Genomic DNA, 25906 nt, shown 5'->3' with positions numbered 1-25906 from the left:
TGGTATAATAAGAAACAGTAAACCACGTTTCAAAAAATGAAGCGAACAAAATGAACGGACACTAAATGAAATTTACAGAATTTAATTTTAAGCAAAACATTAACGATACATTAGAGGCTATCCACTTTACAGAGCCAACACCGGTACAGCAAAAGCTGATTCCTATTGTCTTATCAGGACGTGACTTGATTGGCGAATCAAAGACAGGTTCAGGAAAAACACACACCTTTCTCCTCCCAATTTTTCAAAAATTAAACACAGAACGCGACGAAGTTCAAGCAGTTATCACAGCACCATCACGCGAACTTGCCACACAAATTTATCATGCCGCGCAAGAATTTGCGAAAATTGACCCAAGCATCCACGTAAGCAACTTCGTTGGCGGCACAGACAAAGCACGTCAGATTAAAAAACTTGAAAATAGCCAGCCACATATCGTGATTGGCACACCAGGACGTATTCTTGACCTGATAAATGCGCAAGCACTCAAAGTTTATACAGCACAAACATTCGTCATTGACGAAGCAGATATGACACTTGACATGGGATTTTTAGCAGACGTTGACCAGATTGCCTCAGCATTCGGCAAAAAAGTCCAGATGCTCGTTTTCAGTGCAACAATTCCGCAAAAACTCCAACCATTCTTGAAAAAATATCTTCATCAGCCAGTCATGGAAACAATCGCCACCAAAACAGTCATTTCAGATACGATTGAAAATTGGCTCATTTCCACAAAAGGTGCCTCACGAAATCAACTCCTGCTTGACCTCGCAAAAATCACAAATCCATATATGGCAATGATTTTCGCAAATACCAAAGGACGTGTTGACGAAATTCACAGTTTCCTCGTGAGTAACGGCTTAAAAGTAGCAAAAATTCACGGCGATATTCCACCACGTGAACGCAAACGTATCATGAATAGCATCAAAAACCTCGACTATCAATATGTTGTCGCAACAGACATTGCTGCACGCGGAATTGATATCGAAGGAGTGAGCCACATCATCAATGATGAAATTCCAAAAGATTTGACTTTCTTTGTTCACCGTGTCGGACGTTCAGGACGTAATGGTTTGCGTGGCACAGCCATCACACTTTATAGCCCATCAGATGATACAGCCATTCGCGAAATCGAAAAAATGGGTGTCACATTTGAGCCAAAAGTCATTAAAAATGGTGAAATCGTGGACAGTTATGACCGTGAACGGCGCGGCAAACGTATCAAAAAACAAGATGAAATTTCTACAACAACTCGTGGAGCATTGATAAAAGCCAAGAAAAAGATAAAACCAGGCTACAAACGTGCCATTCGCTGGGCAGTAGAAGAAGAAAACAAGAAAAAACGCCGTGCCTCACGCAATAAAGATAATCGTAAGAAACGCGAAAGTCGCAAGCAAAGTTTTTAATATGAAAAAAGTTCTCAAAATTTTCTTAGGAATTTTTATCCTAGCTCTCATCTACATCGCCATTTGTTTCGGACTTATCCTGAGCAAGGTAAATGACCGACCAGCTCATTTAGCAAATAAATATGATAGCATTCTAGTTCTAGGCTCATTCATTGAACCCAACAAGCAACCAGCCACAATTACCAAAAATCGACTGAATGCAGCACTCAAAATTGCTAAAGTAAATCCTAAATCAAAGATTATCATCTCAGGTGGCAAAGGCAGTGATGAACCAGTAGCTGAAGCCACAGCAATGGCGAACTATCTCGAAACAAAAGGTATCAGCAAACAACGTATTATCGAAGAAAATAAAGCCAGCGATACCAGTCAAAACCTCTCTTTTTCAAAGAAATATCTGAAAGGACGTACTGTTATCGTCACAAGCGACTTTCATCTTTATCGCGCACTCTATCTTGCAAGAAAGCTAGATGTAAAAAGTGCAGGTTATGCAGCACACACAACTATTCACAAGCCCCTTCTTTTCACAGGCTATTATGGTCATGAAGTATTAGGATTGACATATGCCTTTGTTTTTGGGGCAGGATAAGGCCTAAATTCTTATCAGAAAGGCAACATCATGTTTCAACCCGAACAAATCAGTAAGCTCAACGACCTTGAAGCCCTAGTTTTTGACTTTATTATCAAATCTCCCGAACAAGTCCAACAAATGACTATCCGTGATTTAGCAAGCAAAGTTCACGTCTCCACATCAACGATTGTCCGTCTGTGTTCAAAGTTAGGTTTTGAAGGTTGGGCAGACTTAAAATTTTACCTAAAAAGTCAATTTCGTGAAAAAACACCAGAAGAACAGCATTATGACAATATGCTAGAATTTGATATGTTTTTAAGACGTATGAATACAAATGCTTACCAAGAACGACTCAACCAAGCAGCAAAACTCATAGCAGAAGCAGATTATACTATCTTTTTAGGACTTGGCACGTCAGGTTCATTAAGCTCTTATGCAACAAAATATTTTGTCAATACAGGATTAAGAAGTTTTGTCATCACCGACCCTTTTCAAGCCGTCCAAGTTAAAGGAATTGGCAATATCGTTGCTGTTATTCTCTCAGTTTCAGGCGAAACCGAGCAAGTTGTGAATAAAGAGCTAGAGTTTAAAGCCGAAGGAGCAAAGATTATCTCAATCACAAATACAGAAGATTGCACAGTTGCTAAACTTGCCGACCTACAAATCTCATACAACCTTGTGAACGAATGGTCCAAGCAATATCCGCTAGGAAATCTCACCACATCACTCCCGGCACTAGCTATTCTTGAAATTCTCGCCCATAAATCTATAGACAACGTCGTTAAACAAATGAAAAAGAGTGAATAAACTCTTTTTTATTTACAAAAATAAGGATAGTCTAAAGGAAAAATGTTACAAATACGGAAACATATTTCGCAAAAGAATATAAAAATCTCACAATAAAGAGCCAATTCGCAAGTAAAACAAAGCATAACAGTAAAAAAACGAAAAAAAATTCTTACAAATTAATTAGAAATTAAAATAAGAACGCTTGCATTTTTGCAATGAAAGCGATATAATAATTTTACAAAATAAAAATTACTCATTTAGAGAGAGGTAATAATATGGCTGATAAAGTTATAGCACTTGCTTGTGCCGCTGGAATGTCAACATCACTATTAGTTTCAAAAATGCAAAAGGCTGCTGCTGATGCAGGAAAAGATTATGAAATCTTCGCAAAATCAACTGCGGATATTGATAATATGCTTGCTGGTACTGGTTCTGCAAAACCTGACGTTTTGCTCTTAGGTCCACAAGTTGCGTTCATGAAAGGCGAAGTTGCTAAGAAAGCTGCTGCTGCCGCTGTTCCTATGGACGTTATCAAGATGCAAGATTATGGCATGATGCGTGGAGATAAAGTCCTTGCAGCTGCTGAAGCACTTATGAATAAATAAACATTATAATATAGGAGCGTAAAGCTCCTTTGTTATACCAAAAAATAAAAAATATTTTTCATAAAAAGAAACAAAATTAAAGGAGAAAAAATGAGCGATAAATACGAAAATCCAACAAGTGATGATTACATGGGCGTTGTTATGGGAATTATTATGAGTGGTGGAAACGCAAAAGGACTTGCTTTCCAAGCGATACAACAAGCAAAAGCAGGAGATTTTGAAGCAGCAGAGCAGTCATTGACTGATTCATCAAATGAACTCCGCTCAGCTCATGATGTTCAAACAGATTTACTTACACGTCTTGCTCAAGGCGAAAAAATTGGTTGGAACCTTTACATGGTTCATGCTCAAGACCACTTAATGAATGCCATTACTTTCAAAGACTTAGCCGTTGAAGTTGTTGGTCAAGAAAAACGTCTTCAAGCCTTAGAAAAAAAATAAACGTTGCAACCTTATACAAAAAGAAATAGGAGCTACTAACGTTGCTTCCTATTTTTTTAAATGAATTTGGTAAAATAGATGTAGGACAAAAACAACAAAAAGGAGGAGAAAACGATGAGCTTTTTTGGAAACATTGATTTTCAAAAACTAACTTTTACAGAAAAAGTAATCTATAATTACTTAAAAAATAATGTGGATAAAATCCCCTATTTGCACGTCAGAGATATTGCCTTAGAAGCTCATGCTGGCTCCTCAAGTGTTATGCGATTGATACATAAAATGGGATTTGATTCTTACATTGATTTCAAAGAATACATTAAAGGACAAAAAGAAGCGCCAGTAGTTGAGGACAGTATCTTTAAAGCATTTCTTCCTGAAGATTATCCAAAGAACATAGAAGAAATTTTAGAAGAATTGGCTGATAAGATTATTAACTCAGATAACCTTATCTTCACAGGTATCGGCGCCAGTGGTTTAATCTGTGATTATGCAGCGCGTCGTTTTGCAGGAATTGGGATTAACAGCTTTTCCTTTAGTGATGTAACCTATCCAATCTCAACCAAATTAAAAAATACAGCCTATAATCTTGTCATTGCTCTCTCCATTTCAGGAGAAACAAATGAAATTATTGAAGTACTTACCAGCTTACAAGAAAATAAAGATATCACGATTGCTGCAATTACACCAAATGTCAATTCAACAATCGCACAACTAAGCGATATAGCTATCTCTTATCGTGTAGATGAGCGGCGTGTAAATATTCACTATGATTTGTCTTCCCAACTTCCTGCAGTTTTTTTGCTTGAAAGTTTATCAGAGCTTGTTTATCAACGCTCACTAGGCTAAATAACTTGATTATTTTCAAGTTATTTTTTATAAAACAATCTGGAACAAAACGTACCATAAACGGTACTGTACCAAAATAGCGAAAACGGTTCAAAAACATATGTAAACACTTGCATTTTAGAAACATTTTAGGTAAAATATAAAATGTAAACGGGTACAAAAGAAATAAGTAACTCTTATTTATAAGAGAAAATACCTTGCAAGGACTTAAAGATTTTGTACTAAAAAAAGGATTTTCCTTTATTTTCTATTTATAGAAAAAAATAATTATTATGAAAGGCTTTTTAAAATGAATAATTTTATTCAAAATAAAGTTATGCCTCCAATGATGAAATTCTTGAACACACGTGCTGTTACAGCCATCAAGAATGGTATGATTTATCCAATTCCATTTATCATTATTGGTTCCATATTCTTAATTTTATCTAACCTCCCTTATCAACCACTCGCTGACTATATCAATAAGATTGGTCTTGGCGGTGTCATGGGACAAATCAATAACGCTTCATTTGGTATTATGGCTTTGCTTGCCGTTTTCGGTATTGCATATAGCTGGGTACGTGATGCTGGTTTTGAAGGAGTTCCTGCTGGTTTGACAGCCGTAATCGTTCACGTGCTACTCCAACCAGACACAATTCATTCTGTAACAAACGTTGCAGACCCTACTAAAGTTTCTACTGCTTGGCAAGTTTCAGGTGTTATCGACCGTCAATGGCTTGGTGGTAAAGGTATGGTTCTCTCTATCATCGTTGGTCTTCTTGTTGGATTTATCTATACAGGATTCATGCGTCGTAATATCACGATTAAAATGCCTGAACAAGTACCTGCAAACGTAGCAGCATCATTTACAGCCTTGATTCCTGCCGGAGCTATCATCACAATGGGTGGTATCCTCAATGGTATCTGCGTCTTGGCTGGTAAAACAACATTCGTTGAACTTGTTTATAAATGGATTCAAACACCATTGCAACACGTGACAGATGGACCTGTCGGTGTCTTCGTTATCGCATTTATGCCAGTATTTATCTGGTGGTTCGGTGTTCACGGTGCTACTATTATCGGTGGTATCATGGGTCCATTGCTTCAAGCAAATGCAGCTGATAATGCTTATGTTTATCACTATGCTAATGCACACAACATTCCATTTAAACTTGGACAAACTGTTGATGGTCATACAACTCACATCGTTGTCCAAGCCTTCATGGATCAATACTTGACTGTTACTGGTTCAGGTTTGACAATTGGTCTTGTTGTATTCCTTCTCTGGCGTGCTAAATCTGTACAGATGAAAACACTTGGTAAAATGGAAATTGGACCTGCAATCTTTAACATCAATGAACCTGTCCTCTTTGGTTTGCCAATCGTCTTGAACCCTATCCTTGGTGTTCCATTCATTCTCATGCCTTTGATTTCTGGTATCTTGACTTACATCGTGATTGCATTGCATATTATCCCACCATTCAATGGTGTCGTCATTCCTTGGACAACTCCAGCTATCCTTTCAGGTTTCTTAGTTGGTGGTTTACAAGGTATGATATGGCAAATAATCATCCTTGTTCTGTCGGTTGTTGTTTATTGGCCTTTCGCAAATGCTTATGATAAGGTTCTTCTTAAAGAAGAAGCAGAACAAGAAGCTGAGATTCAAGCTGAAAACGCATAATTATTTGACTTTAGTACAAGCTCAGGAATACATTCTTGAGCTTGTCTTTGTAAGAACTTATACTACTTGAGTATAATTAGAATAGGAAATACAATGAAAGCATTAATGGGCGAGCGCATAGTAGATGCTTGGCAAGTTGCACATGAAGAAAAATATGAAAAATGGGTACAACATCTCTTTGATGAAAATATCATGATGTGGCATCCTAAATATCCTCAGCAACTGCGCTTTAGTTTATTATATGGTGGTAGTGCGCGTGAGGGAGATTATCTCATCCAGATGTCAAAAGCGGATTTAAAGGTAATTTCTCCTAAACGTTTTGCCAAAGAATTTAAAATTATTGAAGACGAAGAAGAGTGAGATTAAAAACTCCATAATGAAAGAAGTAAATATATGGTAAAAACTCTTTATTTGATGCGCCACGGAGAAACCTTATTTAACAAATTACATAAGATACAAGGTTGGTGCGATTCTCCATTGACAGAAAAAGGAATAAGACAAGCACAGATTGCAGGGAACTACTTTGTAAAAAATCAAATTGTGATTGACAGGGCTTATAGTTCGACTCAAGAACGTGCGGTTGATACTTTAGAGTTAGTTTTGAAACAAAATGATTTGGAAAATTTACCTTATAAACGTTTAAAAGCTTTGAAAGAATGGAATTTTGGACGTTTTGAAGCAGAATCTGAAGATTTAAATCCAAAAATAGTTCCTTACGGTGATTTATTTGTTCCTTTTGATGGTGAAAGTCAGACAGAAGTAGGTCTGCGAATGGTTGAAGCACTTGTCCAAGTGATGCAATCAACAGATGAAGAAAAAAATGTTCTTGCAGTATCACATGGAGGCGCATTAGCCTGCTTTACACGAGCATCAAATGCAGAAAATCAGCTTCCCCGTGGATTAAAAAACTGTTGCATTTTAAAATTTGAATATAAAAATAATAAATTTACTCTTATTGAAAGCATTAATCATGATTTCAGTGAGTTAGAAAAGAGATGATATGACATTAAGAAAAGATTTCCTTTGGGGGGGAGCTGTAGCAGCTCATCAATTAGAAGGTGGATGGAATAAAGGTGGAAAAGGTCCATCTGTCGCTGATGTAATGACCGCAGGCGCAAATGGTGTCGAACGTAAAATCACAGATGGCGTCATTCCAGGAGAAAATTACCCCAATCATGAAGCGATTGACTTTTACGGTCACTATAAGGAAGATGTCGCACTCTTTACTGAGTTGGGATTAAAATGTTTCCGTACCTCGATTGCTTGGACAAGAATTTTCCCCAATGGAGATGAAACAGAACCAAATGAAGAAGGACTTCAATTTTACGACGATTTGTTTGATGAGTGTTTGAAAAATGGAATTGAACCTGTCATTACTCTTTCACACTTTGAACTTCCTTATCATCTGGTTACAGAATACGGCGGATTTCGTAATCGTAAGTTGATTGACTTCTTTGTACGTTTTGCAGAAGTTGTCATGACACGTTACAAAGACAAAGTGAAATATTGGATGACTTTCAACGAAATCAACAATCAGGCAAATTTCAATCGTGATTTTGCACCATTTACGAACTCTGGATTAAAATTTACTGCTGAGGACAATCGCGAAGAAGTCATGTATCAAGCCGCTCACTATGAGTTGGTCGCAAGTGCGAAAGTCGTTGAGATTGGACATAAAATTAATCCTGATTTTCAGATTGGTTGCATGATTGCAATGTGTCCGATTTACCCTGCAACAATGAATCCAAATGACATGATGGCAGCAACAGTTGCTATGCGACGTCGTTATTGGTTTGCTGATGTTCATGTGCGTGGTCATTATCCTGCCTATTTGAAGTCTTATTTTGCACGTAAAGATTTCAAATTGGATATTACAGCAGAAGATGAGGCAGCACTTGCCAAAGGTTGTGTGGATTATATTGGTTTTAGCTATTATATGAGCTTTGCCATTCAAGATCAGGCAACGAATGATAGGGGGGCTAAAGACAAATCACACGCATCATCTGGAAATGCAGACACACGTGAACATCTTGGCGCACCAGAGTTTGACTATAACGAAGATACAGACCTCATAAAAAATAATTTTGTCGAAGCTTCTGAATGGGGCTGGCAGATTGACCCAATGGGATTACGTTGGGCATTATCATGGTTCTATGAACGCTATGAAAAACCACTTTTTATCGTAGAAAATGGTTTTGGAGCAGTTGATGAGGTCGAAGCAGATGGCTCTATTCACGACCCATATCGTATTGATTATCTCAAAGCACATATCAAAGCAATGGAAGATGCAGTGACTTATGAAGGCGTTGACCTGATGGGCTACACACCTTGGGGCTTCATTGACCTCGTCTCAGCCGGCACAGGCGAAATGAAAAAACGTTATGGCATGATTTATGTCGATAAAGACAATGAAGGAAATGGAACACTTGCCCGTTCTAAGAAAGACTCGTTTAACTGGTATCAAAAAGTAATTGCTACTAATGGCGAAGAACTTTAAAAAAATAAATAAGATAAATACAAATAATCGTTGCTTTTTAGCAACGATTATTTGTTTAATTCATTCACACGATTATTGAGAAGATATTATCATGTAAAAGAAAAGAAAGTATTTTATTTCTGCTTTATAATACATAATATATTTGGTAGAATAGTTATGTTAAATAATTAACAAAAAGGAGAATTTTATGAAAAAAGTCGTATTATCAATGTTGGCAATGACTACTCTTTTAGTAGGTGGAACAGTAGTTGAACACCAAGTACATGCAGATGTTAAAATACCAAAAGCTAATGTTTCCAGAGTATATAACCCTAATACGGGAGAACACGTTTATACTCCAGTTGGATTTGAGGTTGTAGAACTTATAAAAGCTGGATGGTCATATGAAGGCACAGCATTCAAAATTCCTTATGTGTCATCCCCATTTACAGGGTATCCTGTTGTACAACGTTTATATAATCCTAATGCTGGGGACCATCAGTATACAACAAATACCTTTGAAGTTTCAAGCTTAGTTGCGCTTGGCTGGAAGAATGATGGCGTTGGAGTTCAGTTTGCGGTTGCTAAAGCTAATACTGGAGCGCCAGTTTATCGTTTATATAATCCAAACGCAAAAGTAGGCTCACATCATTTTACTATGAGCGTTTATGAAAGAGATTCATTGATTAAGGCTGGCTGGAAAAATGAAGGTGTTGCTTTTAACGCATATTCTAACTGATTAAATATTGGAATAGTCGTATAAAGTTTGTAGATGATTTGGTATGGTAGATATGCAAGGGAAAAAGCTAGTAGATGACTGAACCAGATACACTAGATTTAAAAAAATACAAAAAACCTCCGATAAATTCGGAGGTTTTTTTATAAAAAGCAATAGGGACAAATAATATATAAACTTTTATTTTAAAGGATTAACTAAGGCGGTGATCGGATTTGAACCGACGATTAAGCTTTTGCAGAGCCATGTGTTACCACTTCACTACACCGCCACAACACTTATACATTATAGCGAAAATGAAGTATAAAATCAAGAGTGAGGGTATTTAAAAAATAAAATTTATAAAAATAGAGATAAAAATGAGACAGATTTTTTGTATAAAAAATGTTAAAATATAAGAATGAATAGTGAGTCAAAAATCAAGGAATTAACCGAATTACTTAATCAATATGCTTATGAATATTATACGCTAGACCAGCCATCTGTTGAGGATAGTGAATATGACCGTCTTTATAAAGAATTGGTAACTTTGGAGGAGGAAAATCCTCAGTTGGTACGTTCGGATTCACCGACACAACGAGCGGGAGATGTGATATTATCAGGTTTTGAAAAGTTTCAACATCCCTATAATCTTTATTCTTTAGGCGATGTTTTTTCGCGTGAGGAGTTGGCGGCTTGGGAAGAACGTGTACGTAAGGAATTACCTGAGCCAGAGTATATTTGTGAATTGAAGATTGATGGCTTATCTTTGTCTCTCTACTATGAAAATGGTGTACTGGTAACGGCAGCAACACGTGGAGACGGTTCGATTGGTGAAAATATCACGGAAAATGTGAAACGAATAAAAGATGTTCCTTTGCGTTTGACAGAGCCAGTGGATATTGTCGTGCGTGGGGAAGCTTATTTACCTCGAAAAAGTTTTGATAAACTCAATATTGAGCGTGAGTTAGAAGGTGCGGCACCTTTTGCAAATCCAAGAAATGCAGCAGCAGGAACTTTGCGACAGTTGGATACAAAAGTGGTTGCAAAGCGTGGTTTAGCGACTTTCCTTTATCAAGAAGCAAGCCCAGCAACACATGATACTCAGGAAGAGGTTCTTGAATATTTTGAACAGCTTGGTTTAGTGGTGAATAAGGAACGTGTACTTGCACGAACAATGGATGAAATCTGGACTTTTATTGAGCGTGTGACAGAGTTACGTGATCATTTACCGTATGATATAGATGGTGTTGTTATAAAGGTTAATAATCTGGCACAGCAGGAAGAACTTGGTTTTACGGTGAAAGCACCACGTTGGGCGATTGCCTATAAATTTCCTGCTGAAGTTGCTGAAACGGAAGTTTTGTCAGTAGAGTGGACGGTTGGTCGAACAGGTGTTGTGACACCAACGGCAAATATGACTCCTGTGATTTTGGCACAAACGCGGGTTTCTCGTGCAACTTTACATAATGTGGATTATATCCGAGAAAAAGATATTCGTATCGGGGACAAAGTCTTGATTTATAAAGCAGGCGATATTATTCCAAAAGTAGGGCGAGTGTTGTTTGATAAACGTTCAGCAGATTTAGTGGAATTACCTGTACCCGAAAAATGTCCTGAATGTAGCTCGGACTTGTTGCACTTTGAAGATGAAGTTGCATTGCGCTGTGTCAATCCACTCTGTCCTGCACAAAACAGAGAACGTTTAATTCATTTTGCTTCGCGAAATGCGATGAATATTGTAGGGCTGGGCCCTTCTGTAGTTGCTCAACTCTTTGATAAAAAATTGATTACAGACGTGGCTGATTTGTATCAGTTGACGGTAGAAATGTTGCTTGGATTGGATAAGATACAAGAAAAATCAGCACAGAAGATTGTAACGGCAATACAAGCTTCTCGAGTAAATTCAGCTGAGAAGTTACTGTTTGGTTTGGGAATTCGTCATGTGGGTTCCAAAGCAGCAAAATTACTCATGGAAGAATTTTTAAATCTGAGAAAATTGGCTGTTGCTTCAGAAGAGGAAATCGCGCAAATTCCATCACTTGGAGGAGTGATTGCGGCAGCTGTAACAAGTTATTTTGAGACAGATGGTGCCAAACAGTTGCTGGATGAATTAGCTACAGCGGGTGTGAATTTTGATTATTTAGGTGTAATAGCAACGGATAGTATTTTATCAGGAAAAACAGTTGTTTTAACAGGAAAGCTGACTCAATTAACTCGCAATGAAGCACGTGAGAAGCTTGAGAATTTGGGAGCAAATGTTTCGGGCTCAGTTTCTCGGAAAACAGATATTGTCGTGGCAGGCGCTGATGCAGGTTCAAAATTAACAAAAGCACAAGAGTTAGGAATTGAGATTTGGTCAGAGGAAGATTTAGCAGAATTGTGACTTTTGCTGAATTTCAGAAAATATAAAGTATGAAAAAGGGATAAATATGAGAGCAAGATTGATTTACAATCCGACCAGTGGTCAGGAAATTATTAAAAAATATATTGCAGATATTTTAGATAAATTAGAATCTTATGGTTATGAAGCCAGCGCTTTTCAAACAACGCCAGTACAAGATTCAGCAAAGATAGAAGCTGCGCGCGTGACCAAAGAAGGATTTGACTTGATTATCGCGGCAGGTGGAGATGGCACAATAAATGAGGTGGTTAGTGGAATGGCTCCGTATGAGAAACGTCCAAAACTAGCAATTATCCCGACAGGAACGACAAATGATTTTGCACGTGCTTTGAAAATTCCACGTGGCAAACCTCTTGAGGCGATTGAAATCATTGGGAAAAATCAAGTGTTGTCGATTGATGTAGGACGAGTTCCTCGCGATTATGGAGATAGTTACTTTGTTAATATTGCTGCAGGTGGTGGACTGACCGAGCTGACTTACAGTGTACCGAGCCGTTTGAAGACAGCCTTTGGCTATCTTGCCTATCTTGTAAAAGGCGCGGAGCTTTTACCGCGTGTGCGTAAAGCGCCCGTTCGTGTGACACATGATAATGGTGTGTTTGAAGGCGATGTTTCAATGTTTTTCACTGCATTGACAAATTCTGTCGGAGGCTTTGAAAAAATTGCGCCAGATGCGAAACTTGATGATGGTTTATTTACGTTGATTTTGGTTAAAACGGATAATTTGTTTGATTTGATGGCATTACTTGCGATTGTTGCAAATGGTAAGCATTTGGAAGATGTTAATTTGGAATATATCAAGACCAGTCGTGTTGAGATTGAACCACTTGCAGGTCAACAGATTATGATTAATATTGATGGTGAATATGGTGGTGATGCGCCAGTTATATTTGAAGATTTGAAAGGACATATTGATATGTTTGTCAATCTTGATGAAATCAATGATGAGCATTATATCGGTGATGAGGATAGTTTGGCGCTTGAAGCTGTCGCCCAAAAATTTGTCGAAGAAACAGAACGTATGAAAGAGAAATAATAAAAAAGCTGTGCATATTGTACAGTTTTTTTGTGCAAGGATGATATTGTTTATGGAAAACGTTTGCAGTAAACTAGAAGTATCAAATAAATACATGAGGTGTACAAAATGACAACACTTAATTTGGAAAAAATTTATAAGAAATATCCAAATGCAACACAATATGCGGTTGAAGATTTTAACTTAGACGTTAAAGATAAAGAATTTATCGTTTTCGTTGGTCCTTCTGGTTGTGGTAAATCAACGACCTTACGTATGATTGCAGGACTTGAAGATATTACTGAGGGTGAATTCAAAATTGATGATAAAGTAATGAATGATGTTGCGCCAAAAGACCGTGATATTGCCATGGTTTTCCAAAACTACGCACTTTATCCTCATATGACTGTCTTTGACAATATGGCTTTTGGTCTGAAATTACGTAAATACAAAAAAGATGATATCAAAAAACGTGTTGATGAAGCTGCTGCTATTCTTGGATTGACAGATATGCTCGATCGTAAGCCTGCTGATTTGTCTGGTGGTCAACGTCAACGTGTGGCTATGGGACGTGCGATTGTCCGTGATGCTAAAGTATTCTTGATGGACGAGCCCTTGTCAAACTTGGATGCAAAACTTCGTGTGTCTATGCGTACTGAAATTGCCAAAATTCACCGTCGAATTGGTGCAACAACTATTTATGTAACTCACGACCAAACAGAAGCGATGACACTTGCTGACCGTATCGTTATCATGTCTTCATCTCCAAATGTTGATAAGACTGGAACAGTTGGACGTGTAGAACAAATTGGTACACCACAAGAATTGTACAATGAACCTGCAAATAAGTTTGTGGCTGGATTTATTGGAAGTCCTGCGATGAATTTCTTCAATGTGACTGTTCAAGGCGATAAGATTTCCAATGGCGAAGGTTTGGCGATGGATATTCCTGAAGGTCAAGCTAAACTTTTGAAAGAAAAAGGTTACGATGGAAAAGATGTTATTCTTGGTATTCGTCCAGAAGATATCTCTGCCACAAATATTGCTCAACAAGCTTATCCAAATTCAAAAGTTGAAGCAGAAGTGGTTGTATCTGAACTTCTTGGTGCTGAAACAATGCTTTATTTGAGGACAGGTTCAACAGAATTTGTTTCTCGTGTTGAAGCACGCGATTTCCGTGAACCAGGTGAAAAAATCACACTTACTTTGAACTTGAACAAAGCGCATTTCTTTGATAATGAAACTGAAAAACGTATCACTGAATAAAAATTAACCACGGTTTTCCTCTTAATACTCTATCAGATTATTGATAGAGTTTTTTCTTGTGTAAAAGATAATTGACATCCTGTTGAGTATCTTATGACACAATAAAATGCTAAAATGAATTTAGTCAAAATTAAAAAAATAGGTAAAAGCTCTTTAGTTTCTTGGTTTGATATTTTTGAAACTAAGCAAAAACACCGACACCGTTTTTGTGAAAAAGAAGGTAGAATAAATGCTCTTATCGAGAAAGTTTGATAAATGAAAAAAACAATGGACGGAAATATGGCGGCAGCACACGTTGCTTATGCCTTTTCTGAAATTGCTGTGATTTACCCAATCACACCTAGTTCGCCAATGGCAGATTACACTGATGCTTGGGCAACGGCAGGACGTAAAAATATCTGGGGACAGCCAGTAAAAATCACAGAAATGCAGTCGGAAGCCGGTGCAGCAGGTGCCATGCACGGTGTTCTTCAAGCGGGCGGACTTGCCACGACATATACCGCCTCGCAAGGGCTTCTTTTAATGTTGCCTAATATGTATAAAATCGCAGGCGAACTTTTGCCTTCTGTTGTTCATGTTGCAGCGCGTGCTGTGGCGACAAATGCACTGAACATTTTTGGTGACCAATCAGATGTGATGGCAGCGAGAACAACGGGTTACGCAATGCTTGCAGAGTCAAGTGTGCAAGAAGTGATGGATTTGTCTGCTGTGGCACATTTGGCAACGATTGAAGGTTCTGTGCCTTTCATGAATTTCTTTGATGGTTTTAGAACAAGTCATGAAATCCAAAAAATTGATGTTTTGGATTATGCTGATTTGGGCGAAATGATTGACCAAGAAAAATTAGCTGATTTTCGTATGCGCGCAATGAATCCTGACCACCCAACAGTTTCAGGAACCAATCAAAATGCGGATATTTATTTCCAAGAACGTGAAACAGTGAATAAATATTATGATGCTTTGCCTGCGATTGTTCAAAAATATATGGGAAAAATTAATGATTTGCGTGGGACAAATTATGATTTAGTTGATTATTATGGTGCTGCTGATGCGCAAGAAGTCATTGTGAGCATGGGTTCAGTTGCTGGAACGGTCAAACAGACAGTGGATTATCTAAATGCACAAGGACGCAAAGTTGGATTTTTGAATATTCATTTGTATCGTCCATTTCCAACAGAAAATTTCCTTGAAAAATTACCTAAAACAGTGAAATCAGTTGCTGTACTTGATAGGACAAAAGAATCTGGCTCAAATGGTGAACCTCTATTTCTTGATGTGCAGTCAACACTTTTTGACAGTTCTGTCAAAAAAGTTATTGGTGGTCGTTACGGTGTTGGGGGCAAAGATACACGTCCCGAACACATTATCAGCGTTTTTGACGAACTTGTCAAAAATGATAGCAAACGTCAATTTACGATTGGCATTGATGATGATGTGACACATTTGTCTTTGACAGAACTGTCAAAAAAAGATTTAACTTCGTCAGATACTTATCAAGCAAAATTCTGGGGATTTGGTTCTGACGGTACAGTTGGTGCCAATAAAGCAGCTATCAAAATCATTGGCGACCACACAGAAAAATTTGTCCAAGGTGCTTTTGAATATGATTCCAAAAAATCTGGTGGTTTGACAATTAGCCATTTACGTTTCGGAGATAGTCCAATTCTGTCAGAATATATGACCGTAGCCACAGACTTTATCGAGTGTGCCAATGCGACTTATGTTCATCAATATGACCTTATCAAAGGTCTCAAACAAAAAGGGATTTTCCTCCTCAACACAAGTTGGTCTGACGAAAAGCTGTCAAAAAATTTACCAGAAAAATTCAAAAAAGAACTTTTTGACAAGTCTGTCAAATTTTATACGATTGATGCAGCGAAGATTGCCCGCGCAGTAGGGCTCGGACGGCGTATCAACACCATTATGCAAGTCGCATTTTTCAAACTAACTAACATCATGCCATTTGATGAAGTCTATGAACTTCTCAAAAAAGATGCACAAAAATATGCAAAAAAATCTCCAACGATTGTCAAGCAAAATCTTGATGCAATGGAAAGCGCCCTTGCAGGCCTTCACCAAGTAGAAATCCCAGAAACGTGGAGCAACTCAACAGACAACAAGCAAGCCAAATCAGAAAATGAAACGGCAGAAGTCGTTGAAATAGGCAGCCACAAAAAGTACGTTTTTAATTTCCTAGATAAAGTCAACGCTTTTGAAGGAGATGACCTCTCTGTACAAACAATCGCCGAAAATGTTCCCAACGGAACAGCCATCACAGGAACAACAGCCGTTGAAAAACGCGGTGTAGCTCTCGAAGTGCCGGCTTGGAACCCAGAATTTTGTATCCAGTGTAACGAATGTGCCTTTGTCTGCCCTCATGCCGCAATTCGTCCATTCCTCGTGGACGAAGACGAGTGGAATGTTGCCCCTGAAGGCTTCAAAGTCATGGATTATCGAGCAGCAGATGGTATGAGCTATCGTATTCAAGTGTCTGCAGAAGATTGTACAGGTTGCGGATTGTGTGTAGAAGCCTGTCCAAAAGCTGGCGAAGCCCTAAAAATGGTATCTTACGAAAGCCAAAAAGAGCAGGCAGTCAACTGGGCATTTGCGATGACTTTGAAAACAAAAGAAAATCCAGCACGACAAGAAACAGTTATCGGCACACAATTTAATCAACCCCTCTTTGAATTTTCAGGCGCCTGCTCAGGCTGTGGCGAAACACCATACATCAAACTCTTATCACAAATGTTTGGTGACCGCATGATGATTTCTAACGCCACAGGTTGTAGCTCCATCTACGGAGGCACACAAGCAACACCATATACAACGAATGGTCAAGGACAAGGCCCAGCTTGGTCAAATAGCCTTTTTGAAGATAATGCAGAATACGGCTATGGTATGCACATGGCATCTGTTTCCCGCCGTGAAAAATTAGCCAGCGAAGTCTTAGCAGCTCTCCCAGAAATGTCAGAAGACTTGCAAACACTAGCGAAAGATTGGGCAGAACATCTTTTCGATTCCGAAGGAACGCGTGCCAGAGCCGAAAAATTAAAAGCCATGCTCGCCTCAGAACATTTCAACTCACCAGCACTTGAACAGATTTATAAGCAAAAAGACCAGTTCGTTAAGCCAAGTCAATGGATTTTCGGTGGAGATGGTTGGGCATATGACATCGGTTTTGGCGGATTGGACCACGTGATTGCCTCAGGTGCCGATGTAAATATCCTCGTCATGGACAATGAAGTCTATGCGAATACTGGTGGACAAGTTTCAAAAGCAACACCAGCCAGCGCGATTGCGCAATTTGCAGCAGCAGGAAAAACAGCAGCCAAAAAAGATTTAGGCTTCATGGCAATGACTTACGGCAATGTCTATGTCGCACAAATCGCATCAGGTGCCAGCATGTTGCAAACCATTCGTGCCTTCGATGAAGCAGAAAAGCACCAAGGCCCATCATTAATCATTGCTTACACACCTTGTATTTCTCACGGTCTTTACGGAGGCATGGGTAAAGTCTTAGAAGAAGCTAAAGAAGCCGTGAATAGTGGCTATTGGCAACTTTATCGCTACAATCCAAATCTCGAAGATGCTGGAAAAAATCCTCTAACACTTGATTTCAAGAAACCAGATTTTACGCAAGTACATTCTTTCTTATTAAAACAAGCACGCTTTGCCAATTTAAAGAAAATTAATGCTGAACAAGCTGAACAACTCTATGAGAAAGCCGCAGATGATGCACGCAAGAAGTTTATTCGTTACGCTCGTATGTCAGGAGATGTCGAAAAATTCTTAGAACGCGAAGCAAAAACAACTGCCAAAGCCTCTGGAGAAGCACTAACAACAAATAAACCAGTCCGCGAAAAACGCGAACGTAAAGCTGACCCAGAACATGAAGCACGACGTGCCGCCAGAAGAGCAGAACGTGAAGCCCGTAAGGCTGAAAGCAAATAAAAGAGTATCAATAAAATAAAAAACCAATTTATTGGTTTTTTTTATTTTATTTTCAAATAATCCATAAATAAAACATCCCATATAGGACGTAAACCTTGATTTTAAAAGGCTTATAAGCATATATTAAAATAACAAATATTTTTTTCAAAAAGGTTGACACAAGGAAGAAAAAGAGTTAAAATGTAATTATAAGAATACAAATGATTTTTTAACGTAACTTTTAAATTGTTTGTACAATTAAAATGTTTATAAAATTAACATAACATAACATAACATAACATAACATAACATAACATAACATAACATAACATAACATAACATAACATAACAGCAACAAAGAAAGACTAGTCTTTCATCTTATCTCAAAAGATAAGATAAAACATTAACCAAATCAGCTTTTCAAAAAGAATAGGGAGAAACAAATGAATAAAAAAAGATTAACATACCTCATAGCAAGTTTGACTGTCCTATTCTGCATTGGGGCTACCACAAAGATAAGTTATGCAGACGGTGCAAACTTCTCCGTAACACCGATAGCTGCATCCCATCAAACAGATAAAAACTTAGGTTATTTCAATCTCCTATTAAATCCAGGCGAATCAGAAAAGCTCAATTTTCAAATAGTCAACTCCTCCTCATCAACGATTAAGATTAACACAACCTTTGGGACAGCTTTTACAACAAGCACAGGAAACGTTGGCTATACACCAAACCTAGTAAAACCAGATGCTTCTATGAAGATTAACTTAAAAGACTATGTTAAACTTCCTAAAACTCTGACACTCCCCGCACATGCCAGCGCAGAGGTCACAGCAACTGTCACCATGCCAACAAAAAACTTCACAGGAGTCATTGCCGGAGGCTTCAATTTTGAAGAAAATACATCAGATACCACAGCGCCAAGTAGTAAAAAAACTGGTGTGACGATTACAAATAACTACCGATATGTCATAGGATTAGTGATGCAAGAGTCGATGACCAAAGTCGCTCCCTCTCTGAACTTGGGATCAGTAAAAGCAGACCAAGTCAATGAGCGCAATGTCATCTCAGCCCAGTTGACAAATCCAGCCATGGCTTATCTCATGCAGATGAACACGATCGCAGAAGTAACAAGTCTCAAAGACAAGTCCATTAAGTACGATTTTAGTAACTCAGCCATGGAGATGGCACCCAATTCTAACTTTAACCTAGCTATCCCTGTCTCAATACAAGGTGTACTCAACGGAAAAACATCCCAACCACTTAAACCAGGAAAATATCACCTTCATATGATAGTTTACGGAAACAAAGACAATAGTGGACAGTACCAAACTTTAGTAAATGGGCAAGTAACCAAATATGATTACAAATGGACATTTGATAAAGACTTCACGATTACAGGAAACCAAGCCACAACTCTTAACGCAAAAGACCCTACGATTAATCATAAAACAACAATCAACTGGTTATTGATTATCGGCATAGTGATTATCATCCTATTCTTGTTCATTATCATTCTACTCCTCTTTAAACGTCGTAACAAAGAAGAAGACGACAAGAAAGAACAAGAAAACTAACAAAACACCAGAGACCCTATATTCCTCATAAAAAAACTTTATCTATATCATTGTTGTACTTCTTGCTTATAGTCAATCATGGGTGTAAGCGCGAAGTACAACAATAGGCTTCAAAGAAAGGAGAAACGTATCTTGAGGAAAATACTTGTTGCTGTCTTACTCTTATTTATAGTAGGACATCTACCACGAGCTGATGCAGCAACAGTAAGTGCCAGGCCTGTGACGGATACTGCAACGATTACATTTATTGCAAATCCTAATTTGCCTAAACCATCTGCACCAGGACTTCCAAATGGAAATCCAATCAAAACGGAAACTCCGAAAGGAACGCTTCCAAAAACAGGGGAAACCCAAAATTTTACAATCCCGACTGGGATAGGAATGCTTTTTGTAGCTTTACTTCTTTATTTAAAACTTTTTAAAGAAAAAAGTTACAAAAACAAGTAAATCAAATTATTTTCTTCGAGAAAGGAAGAACACATCATGAAAAAAGGAATTACCTTAGCCTCTGCAACTCTTACTGCCCTCGCACTTATCGCTACTGCTGGCCCAGCTTTCGCAGACTCAACAAGCACAACATCTTGGGACACAACAAATACTGTTACTTTCCAAGCACCAGATTCTACAACACCATTGCCTCCAATTAATGTTCCTCAACCTGGCACACCAACAACACCTGGAGCTTTGGCACTTGACTACGCTTCAAACTTAAACTTTGGAACCTATACAGTAGATGGAGCGACAACAGATTTCACAACGTCTGAAGATGCTGATGTAACAAGTTCACAACCTTTAGTAGCTTGGCATGATTTACGTGGAGCAGCATCACCAGCTTTCAATATCACAGCTTCAACATCTGGCTTTAGCGATATGAACCAAGCAACGATTACATTTGGCGCAGGTACAGCTTCAAATGTCACACCAACAACACCAGCTCTTACAGATGTTTCAGCAGTTACACCTGCTGGAAGCGTGACTTTGACTAATGATGGTCAACCAAACCAAATCGCAGCAGACAGCGGTGCAACACCAGGTTACTATGCCGATACATTTGCAAATGCTAAATTATCAGTTCCTGTTGCTCAACAAACAACCGGCACACATACAGCAACTATCACTTGGAACTTAACTTTAGCACAATAATCAAGCATTAGAGGGAGGTTTTAATCAATGCACAAAAACCTCAATTTCTTTGAAAGGGACAACATGGCGAATTTCACCAACTTACTTAAAAAGTCAATAAATCTTGGCGCAAGCGCCTTACTTTTAGTAAGTACCTTGTTGCCAACTCTAGGAATACTATCCACTCAAACGGCGAACGCAGCAACCACAACAGGTGTCGGAACACTCACACCCGGAAGTTCATGGGACACAGGAAACCACGCATACAGTGGACAACAAAACCAAGCCTCAAACTACACTCTAGGTGGAAATGACAGTCCAAGTAAATCTGGTAACTGGTTAAATTTAGTAAATAATGATCCAAACAAAGTAGGCTATGGGATATTCAACGGTTCTATCTCTACAAATTCTTCAATTGGGACAAACAACGCTTTTGTGATGTCTGCATCTATTAAAGTAGATGCAGGAACACTAGGGAATTTCCAAAATGGTGGAGATGCGATAGGTTTTATCTTGACACCAGCCTCAGCCGGTCAGTTAGCAGCAAATATCTCTCAGGCAACAGGACCTGGTTTAGGAATTTCAGGACTTTCAAACTCCTACTTTTTAGGACGTGACCTATTCTCTAACTTACTAGATGCTAACGGACTTCCACCAGGACCTGATGGTCAGAATGGCTCTAACGGTTGGTATAATGGTGGCGGAAATGTCATCGCGATTAGAAATACTCTGGCAGGTGGAACACTCAATCCCGCCTCATATCCTAGCGGAACAACCACAAACACCACGACTGGTCAGGCTTGGATGCAGGCAGATGACAGTACAGCTTTAGCAGGAGTAACAATTCCCGGAGTTGTTCAAGAGCCCATATCTATGTCTTGGACACCAGATACGACAAACAGTGCACCTACTGGATTTAACTCTGGAACACTTACTTTCAGCCTAACATCACAAAACAAAGGATCACTTGGACTTGGAAGTACTAAAACCTATACACTCACGACACATTGTAATTTGCAAGACTCCATGTCAATGGGATTTGTCGCTGGTACAGGAGGAAACTACAGTAACTTATCAGTTTCTCTGAACGGCGGCGCAGGAACTATCGGACGTGGGACTGAACCAGCACTCGTAAACTATGTCAATAGTACGACTGGTAAAGCAATCTCTAGCATGACACAACAATCAACGATTATTGCCAATGTTTCAGATGTCCTTGGTGTTTTAGCACCAGGTAGTACAGCAACATCTACTCCTGCGACAGCTTCAAATACGCAAGGAACCTTTAATTACGTTGCGCCACCAGCACCTGCAGGATACACCTACGACTCCACACAGTCTATCACAGTTGCCAACTTTGTCTCAGGAACGACCAATCCCAACGTTTTAAACATCCAGTATACCCCTAAAACGGAGTCAGGACAAGTGGGCTACTGGTATCTTCCAGGGACACCAGGAACAGCAACGATGTCAGATGGTTATGGACATACCGTTGCTTATCCGTCAACAAGTTTGACAGCAGCAGGTTATACCCCAGGTAAAGCAGACACTCTTCCAGCAGGGCAAGCCTTGTCTGGCGGTACAGATGCAGCTATTTCCTTTACTCCATCAACAATCCCAACGGGCTATCACATTGACCATGTTATTGGCCCTGATAATCAGAGTTATCCAAGCTTTGCAGCAGCACTTGCAGCAAATCCAAACTACACACTTGATTCATCAAATGGTGGAACGAATGCAATGGCAAATAGTTTTGTAGCGGTTCTTGCCGCAGATAGTCATTCTGCAACTTATAGCTACACATATGCCTCAAACACACCAGGAGCAAACGGCAATGCTGGAAATACTGCACCCGCCCTTCCTAATGGTTCGGCATTAAATCAAGCTGGAGTAACAGGAACAACAATCACCGACCCATCGTCAGCAATGACAACTCTTCCTGCAGGCTACGCGATTACAAACATTATTGATCCCTCAAAGGCAAACAACACAACAGGAAGTATCACAAGCATTTTAGGAAACTTTCCTTATATCTCTACTAACTACAATAACTTTACAGGGACAGGTAGTATGTTCACAGGAGCAGATAGTGCCTTTCAGTTTGTAGTGTCAGCACAAAGTCAGTCAGGAAAAGTAAACTATAGCTATGTAAATGGCACACCCGGAGTTGATGATACAACAGGTCAGCCAAGTAGTAATCCTACAACAGCAGGTGTAGCAGCAACTCTACCTGCCACTATCAATCTATCTGGATTAACAAATGCTACTATGACAGTTCCGACTACAGCTATTCCTCAAGGTTATACGATTGACCATGTCGTTGCACCAGATGGCAATTCTTATGCTTCAGTTTCAGCAGCACAAGCAGCCTCAACGACAAATGCTTATTATAATGTCACTAATAATAACTGGACAGTATATCTAAAAGCTTTAGTTCAAACTCCATCTGTTTCAATCAAGTGTGATGCGTCTGGCAATGGTATGACACAACCAGCCATTGCGAACTTTAACTTTGTCAATGCAGATGGAACAGATTACTCTGCACTAACTGGAACAGAAATCCCAGCTAGTGTTGTGACAGCAACTCAAAGTAAAATCAATACAACTTTGAGTACAAGTACATATGACGGCTGGTCTATTTATCAGTATGCAGACCCAAGCGGTCAAAGTTATGGAACACCGCCTAACGCACTTTCTGATGCCGTATCTGGTTTTGGAGGTTATATCGTGGGGGTTAGTAATAACTATACTGTACAACTGGCACTGAGTGGAGAACTTTCTATGTCTGTACCAAATAGTATGGACTTTGGCAGTCATCAAATCACAGGAGCACCTGAAAATTATATAGGGTCTTTAAACTCAGGAGTAACGGTAAGTGATTCACGAACGACAAGCCTGACAGGCTGGACAATTTCTATTGCAGAAGACAGCCATTTGGCTGGAAATTCAGTGAACTTGATGTACAATAACCAGAACTTAACATCAGCAGGTTCTGGAGGTATTCAAATCTACACAGCCTCATCAGGACAGCTCGGTACGACAAATGTTTTAGCTGCTAACTCATCAGCTTTCTCACTCAATGTACCTGCAGATGTTCAGACGGGTACTTACACAGGCCAAGTAACATGGACATTAAGTGTAGCACCATAATCAAGAGAAATTTCTTATTGCAATCGCAATAAGAAATTTTTTTAAGATTTGAGAGAATATTTTCTATTTATCAGCAAGACCAATAAAATTTTGGTATAATAGTTTTATCAACCAAAGATGAGGAGGTTGAAATTTGAGTGATTTTAATCAATTTTTTAACCTAGATTTTTGGCAAAAGATTTTTGAAGTAAATGAATCACCATTACGTTTGGTAATTTCTGTATTGGATATTGCCATTGTTAGCTTTTTCTTGTACCGTGTGATTCGTTTTGTTCAGGGAACAAAATTGATGACGCTAGTTCGTGGTGTTATTATTTTCATTGCTATCAAGATTATTGCAGGAATGATTGGTTTGACAACTGTCGCATGGCTGCTCAATCAAGTGGTAACTTACGGTGCTATTGCAGGAGTTATCATCTTCCAGCCAGAGATTAGACGTGCTTTGGAAAGTTTAGGACGAACAACAAATTTCCTAACACCCAGTCGCAAACAATCCCTAGATGGTCATGTACAAGCCTATGAAAAATCTTTTGCTTATATGTCCGAGAGAAAAATTGGAGCCTTGATTGCTATTGAGCAATCACAAAATCTTGACGAATATGCCTCAACAGGAATTCGCCTAGATGCGGATATTTCCGAAGGTCTAATTATCAATATTTTTATTCCCAATACTCCCTTACATGACGGTGCAGTCATCGTTCAAGGCGATAAAATCGCAGTAACATCTGCTTATCTACCTCTAACGGAAAAATCAGGTATTTCCAAGCAATTTGGCACGCGACATCGTGCAGCGATTGGACTATCAGAAGTTTCAGATGCCTTGATTTTAGTCGTTTCAGAGGAAACTGGAGGCATCTCAATCGCACACAATGGCGAATTTTTTGCTGATATATCAAAAGAAAAATTCCGCGATATGTTGATTGCCGTTCTTGCCCCTGATGCAGAAAGTTCAAAAGGAGGAAAAAATGACAAATAAATTTTTTACCTCTAAACTATTTTATATTTTAGTCTCAGTATTTTTTGCGATAGTGTTATTTTTCAATGCCAGTGCTATTTCTATAAGAAATGAAGGACTAAGAACCAGTGGGGAAGTCTATACAACAGCACTTAGTAATGTTCCTATTGAGTTAAAATACGATTCAAATAAATACTTTGTAAGTGGCTACAACAGTGTTGCCACCGTTCACTTATCAGGATACAATCGCCTGCAAATCAGCAATGAAGAAAATACAGCAACACGTGATTTTTATCTTAGTGCAGATTTGACAAAAGTAGCCGAAGGGACAAGTAATGTTCCAGTAAGGATTGAGCAGTTACCCAATGGAGTAGATGCTGAGATTAGTCCGACAACAATAAGTGTGACTATAGAAAAGAAAGCAACGGAAAACTTTGATGTCAAATCAGAAGTTAATCCCACACAATTACCAACAGGATTCTCAGTTGCTTCAGTCTCTCTTTCAGAAAGTAAAGTAAAAGTCACAGCAGGTGTGAATAGTATCAAGAAAATAAAAAGAATTGTAGCAGAACTTCCAAGTGATGTTCTATTGACAGATAACTACTCTGGGACAGTTGCCTTACGTGCTGTGGACTCAAAAGGAAAAATTCAAAGTGCGCAGATTAGTCCAGCTAATGTAAAACTAAAAGTCAGTGTTGATAAACTGTCAAAAACAGTGCCACTCAACGTAAAAATGACAGGAACAATGGATAGTAGCTTGTCAGATATAAAAACAAGTTTATCTGACAAAAATGTGAGAATATATGGCGAGCAAACAGCACTAGATAAAATAAAAAGCATTGATGTTCCCGTGGATATCACAAATGTCACACAACAAAAGAAAGTAGAAGTAACACTTTCTGGAGATGATATTAGCATACGTCCACACACAGTAGAAGTGACTTTACAACCAGTTGTTAAAAAAACTAATTGAAAATGTTA

General features: G+C 38.7%; 22 protein-coding genes and 1 tRNA gene. 22 read left to right on the top strand and 1 reads right to left on the bottom strand.

Annotated elements, in window-relative coordinates; translation table 11 throughout:
* Positions 1-65: 65 nt before the first annotated feature.
* The 11 genes from KJS36_RS01800 to KJS36_RS01750 all read left to right on the top strand — a co-directional run bounded on the left by KJS36_RS01800 (position 66) and on the right by KJS36_RS01750 (position 9530).
* Positions 66-1406, top strand: coding sequence for a DEAD/DEAH box helicase (locus KJS36_RS01800; protein WP_213533732.1), 1341 nt, complete (start codon positions 66-68; stop codon positions 1404-1406).
* A 1-nt stretch (position 1407) separates the two neighbouring features.
* Complete coding sequence (locus KJS36_RS01795; protein WP_213533729.1) at positions 1408-1992, top strand: YdcF family protein; 585 nt, start codon at positions 1408-1410, stop codon at positions 1990-1992.
* Positions 1993-2022: 30 nt separating this feature from the next.
* The gene (locus KJS36_RS01790; protein WP_213533727.1) at positions 2023-2781 is read left to right on the top strand and encodes a MurR/RpiR family transcriptional regulator; all 759 of its coding nucleotides are present in this window, start codon (positions 2023-2025) and stop codon (positions 2779-2781) included.
* 257 nt (positions 2782-3038) lie between these two features.
* A complete protein-coding gene (locus tag KJS36_RS01785) occupies positions 3039-3368 on the top strand; it encodes a PTS sugar transporter subunit IIB (RefSeq protein ID WP_213533725.1) in 330 nt (109 codons plus the stop codon).
* Between the two features lie 90 nt (positions 3369-3458).
* On the top strand, positions 3459-3809 hold the full coding sequence (locus KJS36_RS01780) for a PTS lactose/cellobiose transporter subunit IIA (protein WP_213533723.1): 351 nt from the start codon (positions 3459-3461) through the stop codon (positions 3807-3809).
* 114 nt (positions 3810-3923) lie between these two features.
* Positions 3924-4655, top strand: a complete 732-nt coding sequence (locus KJS36_RS01775) for a MurR/RpiR family transcriptional regulator (RefSeq protein ID WP_213533721.1) — start codon at positions 3924-3926, stop codon at positions 4653-4655.
* Positions 4656-4944: 289 nt separating this feature from the next.
* The gene (locus KJS36_RS01770; protein ID WP_213533719.1) at positions 4945-6315 is read left to right on the top strand and encodes a PTS sugar transporter subunit IIC; all 1371 of its coding nucleotides are present in this window, start codon (positions 4945-4947) and stop codon (positions 6313-6315) included.
* A 93-nt stretch (positions 6316-6408) separates the two neighbouring features.
* Entirely contained in the window at positions 6409-6675 is a 267-nt protein-coding gene (locus KJS36_RS01765) for a hypothetical protein (RefSeq protein ID WP_213533717.1), read from the top strand.
* A gap of 33 nt (positions 6676-6708) precedes the next feature.
* A complete protein-coding gene (locus KJS36_RS01760; RefSeq protein WP_213533715.1) occupies positions 6709-7314 on the top strand; it encodes a histidine phosphatase family protein in 606 nt (201 codons plus the stop codon).
* A gap of 1 nt (position 7315) precedes the next feature.
* The gene (locus KJS36_RS01755) at positions 7316-8812 is read left to right on the top strand and encodes a 6-phospho-beta-glucosidase (protein WP_213533712.1); all 1497 of its coding nucleotides are present in this window, start codon (positions 7316-7318) and stop codon (positions 8810-8812) included.
* A gap of 187 nt (positions 8813-8999) precedes the next feature.
* Complete coding sequence (locus KJS36_RS01750; protein WP_213533710.1) at positions 9000-9530, top strand: hypothetical protein; 531 nt, start codon at positions 9000-9002, stop codon at positions 9528-9530.
* Between the two features lie 197 nt (positions 9531-9727).
* Here KJS36_RS01750 and KJS36_RS01745 read toward each other — a convergent pair.
* Positions 9728-9798 (bottom strand) — tRNA-Cys (locus tag KJS36_RS01745).
* 129 nt (positions 9799-9927) lie between these two features.
* On the opposite strand from KJS36_RS01745, the gene ligA reads away from it, so the two are divergent.
* From ligA to KJS36_RS01690, 11 genes are all read left to right on the top strand, one after another.
* Positions 9928-11892 carry an NAD-dependent DNA ligase LigA gene (gene ligA, locus KJS36_RS01740; protein WP_213533708.1) on the top strand — a complete coding sequence of 655 codons (1965 nt, stop codon included), beginning with the start codon at positions 9928-9930 and terminating at the stop codon, positions 11890-11892.
* A gap of 46 nt (positions 11893-11938) precedes the next feature.
* Positions 11939-12946, top strand: a complete 1008-nt coding sequence (locus tag KJS36_RS01735; protein ID WP_213533706.1) for a diacylglycerol kinase family lipid kinase — start codon at positions 11939-11941, stop codon at positions 12944-12946.
* A 108-nt stretch (positions 12947-13054) separates the two neighbouring features.
* Complete coding sequence (locus tag KJS36_RS01730; protein WP_213533704.1) at positions 13055-14191, top strand: ABC transporter ATP-binding protein; 1137 nt, start codon at positions 13055-13057, stop codon at positions 14189-14191.
* A gap of 114 nt (positions 14192-14305) precedes the next feature.
* Entirely contained in the window at positions 14306-14443 is a 138-nt protein-coding gene (locus KJS36_RS01725) for a hypothetical protein (protein ID WP_213533702.1), read from the top strand.
* Between the two features lie 3 nt (positions 14444-14446).
* Positions 14447-18142, top strand: coding sequence for a pyruvate:ferredoxin (flavodoxin) oxidoreductase (nifJ, locus tag KJS36_RS01720; protein WP_213533700.1), 3696 nt, complete (start codon positions 14447-14449; stop codon positions 18140-18142).
* 422 nt (positions 18143-18564) lie between these two features.
* Positions 18565-19698, top strand: coding sequence for a WxLIP family cell surface protein (locus KJS36_RS01715; protein ID WP_213533698.1), 1134 nt, complete (start codon positions 18565-18567; stop codon positions 19696-19698).
* Positions 19699-19830: 132 nt separating this feature from the next.
* Entirely contained in the window at positions 19831-20145 is a 315-nt protein-coding gene (locus KJS36_RS01710) for an EF2685/EF0750 family sortase-dependent surface protein (RefSeq protein WP_213533696.1), read from the top strand.
* 36 nt (positions 20146-20181) lie between these two features.
* Positions 20182-20841 (top strand): WxL domain-containing protein, encoded by a 660-nt coding sequence (locus KJS36_RS01705; protein ID WP_213533694.1) that lies wholly within the window; start codon positions 20182-20184, stop codon positions 20839-20841.
* Between the two features lie 27 nt (positions 20842-20868).
* Positions 20869-23970: a beta strand repeat-containing protein gene (locus KJS36_RS01700; protein WP_213533692.1), complete on the top strand. Its 3102-nt coding sequence runs from the start codon at positions 20869-20871 to the stop codon at positions 23968-23970.
* Positions 23971-24103: 133 nt separating this feature from the next.
* Complete coding sequence (cdaA, locus tag KJS36_RS01695; protein WP_213533690.1) at positions 24104-24946, top strand: diadenylate cyclase CdaA; 843 nt, start codon at positions 24104-24106, stop codon at positions 24944-24946.
* Complete coding sequence (locus KJS36_RS01690) at positions 24936-25898, top strand: CdaR family protein (protein ID WP_213533687.1); 963 nt, start codon at positions 24936-24938, stop codon at positions 25896-25898. The genes cdaA and KJS36_RS01690 overlap by 11 nt, the downstream gene beginning before the upstream one ends.
* Positions 25899-25906: the final 8 nt, after the last annotated feature.

The organism is Lactococcus nasutitermitis, from assembly GCF_018403765.1.
Lineage (GTDB): Bacteria > Bacillota > Bacilli > Lactobacillales > Streptococcaceae > Lactococcus > Lactococcus nasutitermitis.
Note: the sequence above shows the minus strand (reverse complement) of the source record. Positions and strands in the feature narration are given on the sequence as shown.